The sequence below is a fragment of the Erwinia sp. TECH1 genome (genome assembly GCF_054057575.1).
Genome location: NZ_JBSRZK010000003.1, coordinates 1 through 7,235, shown reverse-complemented (window position 1 = coordinate 7,235; position 7,235 = coordinate 1). Strand labels below are relative to the sequence as shown.

Sequence of the window (7,235 nt, the reverse complement as noted above, 5' to 3'; positions counted from 1 at the left end):
CGTCAGGTTTTCAATCGGGCCTCCCGCTTTCTCCGGATCGAATGGTCTGCCTGATATTGTGCCTCTGGCGCCGAAGTGTTCCAGCTCTTCCAGTTCAGGGAAACGTACCCTTCCCATTGTCAGCCCAGCCGCCACTGATGCGCCGGTAATGAGCAGCCCTTTGTTATCCATGACCTGATCGTAACCGGCTGGGGCATCGCCGCCGAGCTGTTCGGCGGTTTTCCTGAATCCTTCCGGATTGCCGTTATAAATACCACCTGCGGCCAGAAGCCGACCGGCGGCTTTGCTGTTGATAGTTTTTGCCGCCTGGGCATGTTGCACCGGCGCAGCAGGACGAACGTAATCTACCGGGCGTTTTATCTGACGTGATATGAGCTCACTCAGCCGGGAATGGAGGAAAAAAGGCAGATCATTGCGGAGCTGGCCGGAACTGGTCAGCACCCCTGACAGGGTATGACTGGTCAGCAGCACTACCTTCCCGGAGCTGACGTCGGCCAGCGAGTCACGGTATGCCATGCTCGGGCGCTGCCAGTGAAATTTGTGGTACCGGCTGACAAAACGCGTATAGCCCTGCGGCAGATCCCACTCCTGGATGATCCGATTTGGCTGGGCGGTATACGCGAGGTCACGCGCTGCCGTATTCGGGTGGATGATGCGGGGAATGTCTTCAAGGTAGATGTCATCCAGTGACTTTGCCTGGCAGTGATGAAGCATAGTGTCCCTTTTTTGCCGTGGTTTTCGCTCCATTATTGCGCATCGCTGAAAACTGGCAATCCCCTAGTTACGGCCTGACAGCATCAGGGGTACGGGGGGACGTGCATACAGTCCAGCTTGGATAGAACTGCCAACCCGCAACTAAGTGTTAGGCGTGGAGTGAGACAAGCTCGGCCATAAAAGCAGAATGAAACCGGTAAACCGAAAGGCAGGAACAGGAGAGCGCAACAGGGATGTTATGGTAAATATTCTCTACTCAGACTCGTCTTTGATACTAATGGTCGCTCCCTTTTCGAGAAGTCTTTCAGTGTCTTTGGCGTTATGTCCGCTTATCTCGATCTTATCGCCATTTTTTCGCGTCATAACAAATCGCTTATTACTGTTCCTTTTGATGTAAGCAATAAGGACACATGCGAAGGGAGACAGGTATTTGATTAGGTCTATGTAAGCGTGCATCTCACCTGAATCAAAAACTAACCCATCTCTAGCAGGTGTCTCATATTTGACTTCAGCATCGAATAGCGCCTGCATCAACTCTCGATCCTTAATAGGCACAAGTAGCGTTATCTCGTCACTTCTCATCGTCATTCCTTACCGAAAGGTCAATGTCTAAGTAAAGGATACCTAATCCCCCCGTGGCGGGCATATAAAAATCACGGGGGGCGTAGCGACCATCGTCTAGTTCGCTTCTTGCTTGTCCTGCCCTGCAAAAGATTTGATTGTATGGGCGTAGATGAAATCGTTGCGTTGACAGTTACATATGCCGAGATGTAGTCTCTGAAACGAAAAAACCGCCTTGGCGGGCGGTTTTTCGAAGGTTCTCGAGAGTTGGCGCTCTTTTGAACCGTGGTAACTGGCTTTAACGGAGCGCAGTCACCTAATCTGTCCTTCCAGTGTAGCTGTAGTCAGGCCCACACTTCAAGAACTCTTGTAAAGTCTGCTTTGCAAATCTGCTCCGTAAACCAGTTACCGTTGGCTACCGCCAATGGCGATTTGTCGTGTCTGTTCAGGGTTGGACGCAAGAGAACAGTTACCTGAACATGACGTGGTAGTCGGGCTGAACGGGGAGTTCGTGCACACAGCCCAGCTTGGAGCGAACCACCTAAGCAGAACCCAGTGTCAGGCGTGGAATGAGAAGACGCGGCCATAACAGCGGAAAGACACGGGTACACTGTACGGTGGGAACAGGAGAGCGCACGAGGGAGCCGCCGGAGGGAAACGTCCGGCATCTTTAAGTCCTGTCGGGTTTCGTCCTTCTGATTTGAGTACCGGAAATCGGTGATTTCTGTGAAACTCGTCAGGAGGGCGGAGCCTATGGAAAACCGGGGAACCGGGGGGCCTGGCTCGGGGGGAAAGGGGGGTGCTGTTGACGTTGACCTGGAGGATGTATGTCCGGAAGATTGCATGTTGTATCTAAACCAGAGAAGCAGTTTCTCGATGACGCCGTGTTTGCGGCAGAGCGGGCAAAAGGCAAAAAGCTGTCCGGCCCCGAAAAAAAAGAGGTGCTGCGCGTGGCCCGTAATCAGCTGCTGGGACAGCGTGAGGCAGAGGCCGCTAAAAAGGCCCGTGTGGACGAGAGACAGGCCTCTGAGTTCGCCTGGAGCAAACCCAAGCCGTTTCGTCGTTAACCCGCAACGCTCGCCGCAGCGTTCGTCTGGCGCAGCCTGGGGAACCGAGGAAGCGTCATTTCACCCGTTCTGTGCCCGTTGCACGTTCACTCCGGAGCGTTTCTGTGACCAAACATCATAAAACCGCCCTGAATATGGCAAAATTCATTCAGGGACAAAGCCTGCTTCTGCTGGAGAAGCTCAACGAGCTGGAGCTGGATCTGGATGCGGAAGCGGACATGTGTGAACGGCTTCATGAGGACGCCGAGCGCCTTCATGCCGGCCTTCTGGCAAAGTTAAATCAGGAATAACGGTATCCGCATGGCGAAAGTATCTATCAGCGAGGCCGCCAGGCTTACGCAGACCAGCCGGCCTACCCTTTACAAGATGATTAACAGCGGTGAGCTTAACTTTACATCGACTGTAAAGGCCGGTAAGTCTGTAAAGGTTATTGATACGTCGGAACTTATACGGGTTTTTGGTAACATCAATGGTGTTGAAGCTGCTACAGCCTTTACTGTAAAGACTGAGCCGGAATTTACACCCGTTAACAGTGTCGATTTACAGCATTTACAACATCAAATTGAGTTGTTACAGCAAGAAAATGAAGGACTGAAGGAGGCAGTTGCCGCCAGAGACGAGCACATCGCGTCCGTTCGTCAGGCTATGCTGCTTTTGGAGCATAAAAAAGAGACTGCGCCGCCCGTAGTGCCTGCCGGCAAATGGTGGCAGTTCTGGAAATAGTCGGCTGACAACTCTTGCTTTTCCGGTAATTCTGGCCCCAATGGCATGGTAGCTTCTTAGCTGGTATCTGTGCATCGGGGTGACGAATTGTTGAGTTCTTGCGAGGTTCCCCAGGTCGCTGACCTGTTCGCGGCTTGCGCCGGGCTGACTTGCGTCAGGCTTCCTCCATACACCAATCTTCTGGTGTCGCCATCGATACCGAGCCGTTCTTTTTCCCTTCTTAATGAAACCTGCCTGCGCTCGTGCCGGCAGCGTTGCGGTTAAAAGCCCTTTCAGGGAGTATGAAAACACCTAATACGTGCATGTCAGATTGTTAAAATTACCGCAGCCGTTGTGCCGCAGGGGCTGTAGAGTGTTTTTTCACGCGTCACTTTGTTCTCGTTTCACTCGAATCAAAGTGACGCCGTTCAGTCCGGAGGCGCGCTTGCCTCTGCAAACATGTGCTTTCCGGAAGACGTAATGGTGATCGCGGGGGATAGCGAGCTTTACGCGACAAACCCGTTACAGGTTTATCGTCGTGATGGTTGCCGGCGCGTAAACAGCGGCAGCGGATGGCAGGACGGCCTGTGGCGGTCACTGCATTGTGAAATGAACCTTCATCGTCGCGTCGTAGGCGCGTTTTTGTCGACGATATCTGCTTCCAAAGGTGAGCAGATGTACCACACTGATTTGTTCTCCCTTTCAGGCTGCAGGAGTGTTAGTTGCCACCCGAAGGCGATCCTCTCAGGCTTATGGATCATTGGTGGTCGTCATGGACGACAGGACTACCCGGACATACTATCAATGAGTATTCAGAACGGTCAACCGGAGGATTTTATGGATGTTTCAATCACGGCTGCAGATTTTAACGGCGGAAATATGTGGCTGCAGCTGAGCGACGGACGTACCCTGGGCATTCCTCTGGCGTATTTTCCCGTGCTGGAAAATGCCGGCGCAGAGCAGCTGGCAAAGTTTGAGCTGAGCGCTGATGGTATTCACTGGGACGAACTGGACGAGGATTTGTCTCTTGAGGGTTGAGGGGTTTCTGGTGACACGACCGCTACAGACTGTCCGGGCCCGTTCCGTTAAAAAAGCCTGAAGCCGGGGACTGGATAGGTTTTGTAGCACCGCCACGTTGCGCTGGCGGTGCTACAAAACGGCTAGACAAGATGTGTTTTTGGAGTACCGCCAGTACCTCAAAAAACTTCCTCATCAGGCTCGGACTCCCTGTCATTCGCTATTACTGTTGATCATTCAACCAATGCACGGCTTTGTGCAACAGTCTGGCCTGATCTGAAATACCCACGGTTGCACGTGTAAAGGCTTTAAGAGAACATTCTGAGGATTATCAGAACAGGAGAATAAGTATGGATATGGCACTGTTGGCAATGCGTAACGGCAGGAATCAGGCCTGGGCCGAAACGATGGTTAACCTGCAGGCGCGCCAGCTGATCAACACGGCAAATGCTGTGGGGGGAAGGCATTTACAGGATGGTCTCAGCCGCATACATTTTATGGAAGATATTAAATCCTTTATCGCACAACAGTTTCTGATGGCGAGTCAGGCAAAAACAGACGAAGAGTGCATGATTTGCATTAAAAATCTCAGGGAGGAAAGAGAAAATCTTCTTGAGCAGTCGCGGCTACTGCAACAGGAAACAGCAAAGCTGTACGCCAAGGTGAAATTTGTAAAAGAAAACAATAAGATAGTTGGTTATACCATTTCCGCCGTAAGCATCGTCATTTCTGGCGTGGCTGTATTTGGCAGTATAGCGATGATGGCCACGACGACACCCATTGGCGTATTGGCCGGAGCCGTGCTGTTTGTTGACAGTATCAATGACATATCAAAGGAAATTGACCAGCTGCGCCACGGAGGTCACTCCGGGTCCGAGGGCATATTTGCAGATGGTGCAATGGGCGCCGCTAAATTCCTGGGGTTTAAACCAGAGAACGGGCTTGCGATGTATCAGGCCGCTACGCTTGGAGCCAGCGCATATAGTATTTTCGCGCTGACAAAGAAACCTGGAGCATGGTGTCTTTTTCGATGGATGCCTAATGATTATCAGCGCAAGATCGACACAATGAGCCGCTCCAAACTGGCAATGAAAATTGTAGGTACCGGTGTTAAAGCTAAGGTACTGTTTGATATCGTATCAGTTGCTGATCCAAATTAACGTCGGTTATAGCGAAAATAGCGCCAGGACTTATAAGAAAGCATAGGGGGCTGAGAGAGCATGGCGATGACGGCCCCGCACAGCAGTGCAATGCCTCCTGATATAATGCTGTCTTCTGAACCAAATGAAAGCAGCAGCACAAAAACCAGTATGCAACCGGATATCACGCAAAGCAGTATTCGAAAACGGTTGGCCAGATCCTGCAGGGCCTCGCTGAATGTTCCGCCATGGGCATCTACGTTGCGCCTGATTTTCTGTATGTCAGCGTATTTGAAGCCTGCCCGAGACAAGTTTTTTTCATTCACATCCATGCTGCTGTCCTCTCCGGAAACTGAAGTCCAGCGTAAAATATCATAATTCTGCATGCTAACAGACGAGATGAAGCGCATTTTGTCGCGCCTGCCGGTGCTGGCCAACGCCTCACGAGCACACAGTAAACTGCGCCACCGCTCGCCGTTCCCGGGGTTCTGCATCATACTTTTTCCGCCCGGTAATCATAAAAATGTCCCGGACGGTCAGTTGTCTATATGTCATATGAAGATCACAGACAAAGGATTAGGTATTTCCGGTGAAAAAATTTCTCATGATTATTGGGGCATTAATTGCTCCTCTGGCGGCACATGCTGAGCTTTCAACAGGTACAGAGCGTGACGCCTGTTTTAAGCAAAACAAGGATATTCCGGCAGCATATAACTGTTTGAACGCCAAAAAAGAAGACAGCAGTAAGAAACTGGATCAGCTGATAGCTGAGACAGTAAAGCGTATAAAAGCCAGCAACGTTGGCCCTTTTAACGGCAAAGAAGACAATCCTGAAACTGCCGGTGATGTTTACAGCCGACGCTTTCTCAAAGCTCAAAAATCCTGGAAAGATTATCGTGAACAGCTTTGCCTGGCTGTGGCAACCGAACTGGATGAGGACGCCTATGACTATCAGTCATACATCGATCAATGCCAGATAAACCTGAACAAAAATCACGCCAGCGAAATAACACAAATGAGCTTACCTGCGGCAGACTAAGAGAAAAAACGAGATAGTTCACAGGAACTGCCGCGCCTGCCGGCTTGGCCAACGCCTCACGGCCGCACAGTAAACTGCGCGCCCGCTCTCCGTTCCCGGGTTTCTGTCGCATACTGATGGCATCCGGGCCGGTTATTAAAAGCCCGGAGCCTGTCTGCCCATACCGGGACTTCCCGGGCGCTGCGTCGCCCCGCGCCCGGACTTTTTTGCCGAAAATCCGCCCTTAGTGCCAACATTCGCGCGAAACCCGCCGCCATTCACTTTCGTGCATGCCTATGCAGGCGCATCAGAATCATCAGGGGCGTTTTCCGGGGTTTCGGGCAGGGGAAAGTGCCGGAAACGGCCCGCTCGCCGCAGAAACGCGCTGAGGCGTTTTCCGCGGTGCGGCGAACAGATGTTATGGTAAATCGACCAAGTGTTGCTCACTGACTCCGTTCAGTAACTGGCGGCCTTGCGCCGATACGCGATAGTAGTCCATTCCGGATGATGTTCCGCTTGGGACTATATCGACCAGACCTGCTTTAGACAGATTATCGACAAGCCTTGCGACGTTACCAATGCCATCCATTTTTTTGATACTCATAGCCCGATCAAGATTGTACCAGGTCCAGTTAACGTCATCTCTGGAGGCCAGAAGTTTCAGAATATTCAGTTCTGTATTATTTACCATAATGGTGCATCCGGGTGATAGAGGTCTTCCACCGTACCTTTTAACTTGTAGTCTTCAAGAGTCGCGGTGTGAGTATTGTTCCACAGATCATGGGCTTCAATGTTATCTGCTGGAGCGCCTGTTTCCCATCCTAACTTACAATAACGCTGGTATTCACGGCACTCATGCGTGTAATAGTTTAAGTCTACTTGCTCATGGGGGATTTCCCCATCAGCTATTTTTTTTAGTCTGTTAATCATGAACTCATTGCCAGGGTCGTCACCAAATCGCAATGTGTGTTTCTCAACGATTGCGATTCCTTCATGAGTGATATTCACGCCATCCGT

Annotated in this window: 11 protein-coding genes; 6 read left to right on the top strand and 5 right to left on the bottom strand. The window is 51.2% G+C overall.

The window, feature by feature from the left end:
- Both ACVWZ0_RS22065 and ACVWZ0_RS22060 read right to left on the bottom strand, forming a co-directional pair.
- Window positions 1-714, bottom strand: a 714-nt coding sequence (locus ACVWZ0_RS22065; RefSeq protein ID WP_456784828.1) for a hypothetical protein, incomplete at its 3' end; no start/stop codon positions are given.
- 252 nt (window positions 715-966) lie between these two features.
- Window positions 967-1,296 carry a hypothetical protein gene (locus ACVWZ0_RS22060; protein ID WP_211659744.1) on the bottom strand — a complete coding sequence of 110 codons (330 nt, stop codon included), beginning with the start codon at window positions 1,294-1,296 and terminating at the stop codon, window positions 967-969.
- 806 nt (window positions 1,297-2,102) lie between these two features.
- Here ACVWZ0_RS22060 and ACVWZ0_RS22055 point away from each other — a divergent pair.
- The 5 genes from ACVWZ0_RS22055 (at window position 2,103) to ACVWZ0_RS22035 (ending at window position 5,221) form a co-directional block, all read left to right on the top strand.
- Window positions 2,103-2,342 carry a hypothetical protein gene (locus ACVWZ0_RS22055; protein ID WP_456784826.1) on the top strand — a complete coding sequence of 80 codons (240 nt, stop codon included), beginning with the start codon at window positions 2,103-2,105 and terminating at the stop codon, window positions 2,340-2,342.
- A gap of 104 nt (window positions 2,343-2,446) precedes the next feature.
- The gene (locus ACVWZ0_RS22050) at window positions 2,447-2,632 is read left to right on the top strand and encodes a Rop family plasmid primer RNA-binding protein (RefSeq protein WP_456784824.1); all 186 of its coding nucleotides are present in this window, start codon (window positions 2,447-2,449) and stop codon (window positions 2,630-2,632) included.
- Window positions 2,633-2,642: 10 nt separating this feature from the next.
- Window positions 2,643-3,065, top strand: coding sequence for a helix-turn-helix domain-containing protein (locus ACVWZ0_RS22045; protein ID WP_456784822.1), 423 nt, complete (start codon window positions 2,643-2,645; stop codon window positions 3,063-3,065).
- Between the two features lie 459 nt (window positions 3,066-3,524).
- Window positions 3,525-4,082, top strand: coding sequence for a DUF2442 domain-containing protein (locus ACVWZ0_RS22040; RefSeq protein ID WP_456784820.1), 558 nt, complete (start codon window positions 3,525-3,527; stop codon window positions 4,080-4,082).
- A gap of 329 nt (window positions 4,083-4,411) precedes the next feature.
- On the top strand, window positions 4,412-5,221 hold the full coding sequence (locus ACVWZ0_RS22035) for a DUF4225 domain-containing protein (protein ID WP_456784818.1): 810 nt from the start codon (window positions 4,412-4,414) through the stop codon (window positions 5,219-5,221).
- On the opposite strand, the gene ACVWZ0_RS22030 is transcribed toward ACVWZ0_RS22035, so the two are convergent.
- Entirely contained in the window at window positions 5,218-5,697 is a 480-nt protein-coding gene (locus ACVWZ0_RS22030; protein ID WP_456784816.1) for a hypothetical protein, read from the bottom strand. The two genes, ACVWZ0_RS22035 and ACVWZ0_RS22030, sit on opposite strands and share 4 nt — an antisense overlap.
- A 92-nt stretch (window positions 5,698-5,789) precedes the next feature.
- Between ACVWZ0_RS22030 and ACVWZ0_RS22025 the strand changes: the two genes are divergently transcribed.
- The gene (locus tag ACVWZ0_RS22025) at window positions 5,790-6,239 is read left to right on the top strand and encodes a lysozyme inhibitor LprI family protein (protein ID WP_456784814.1); all 450 of its coding nucleotides are present in this window, start codon (window positions 5,790-5,792) and stop codon (window positions 6,237-6,239) included.
- A gap of 397 nt (window positions 6,240-6,636) precedes the next feature.
- On the opposite strand, the gene ACVWZ0_RS22020 is transcribed toward ACVWZ0_RS22025, so the two are convergent.
- Both ACVWZ0_RS22020 and ACVWZ0_RS22015 read right to left on the bottom strand, forming a co-directional pair.
- The gene (locus ACVWZ0_RS22020) at window positions 6,637-6,909 is read right to left on the bottom strand and encodes a hypothetical protein (protein ID WP_456784812.1); all 273 of its coding nucleotides are present in this window, start codon (window positions 6,907-6,909) and stop codon (window positions 6,637-6,639) included.
- A partial coding sequence (locus ACVWZ0_RS22015; RefSeq protein ID WP_456784810.1) for a colicin occupies window positions 6,903-7,235 on the bottom strand: 333 nt, incomplete at its 5' end. The genes ACVWZ0_RS22020 and ACVWZ0_RS22015, both read right to left, overlap by 7 nt.

Excerpts from the sequence above, each read along its gene's own strand:
- ACVWZ0_RS22060 (WP_211659744.1), bottom strand. The coding sequence starts at position 1,296 with ATGAGAAGTGACGAGATAACGCTACTTGTGCCTATTAAGGATCGAGAG.
- ACVWZ0_RS22055 (WP_456784826.1), top strand. The coding sequence starts at position 2,103 with ATGTCCGGAAGATTGCATGTTGTATCTAAACCAGAGAAGCAGTTTCTC.
- ACVWZ0_RS22045 (WP_456784822.1), top strand. The coding sequence starts at position 2,643 with ATGGCGAAAGTATCTATCAGCGAGGCCGCCAGGCTTACGCAGACCAGC.
- ACVWZ0_RS22040 (WP_456784820.1), top strand. The coding sequence starts at position 3,525 with ATGGTGATCGCGGGGGATAGCGAGCTTTACGCGACAAACCCGTTACAG.
- ACVWZ0_RS22035 (WP_456784818.1), top strand. The coding sequence starts at position 4,412 with ATGGATATGGCACTGTTGGCAATGCGTAACGGCAGGAATCAGGCCTGG.
- ACVWZ0_RS22030 (WP_456784816.1), bottom strand. The coding sequence starts at position 5,697 with ATGATGCAGAACCCCGGGAACGGCGAGCGGTGGCGCAGTTTACTGTGT.
- ACVWZ0_RS22020 (WP_456784812.1), bottom strand. The coding sequence starts at position 6,909 with ATGGTAAATAATACAGAACTGAATATTCTGAAACTTCTGGCCTCCAGA.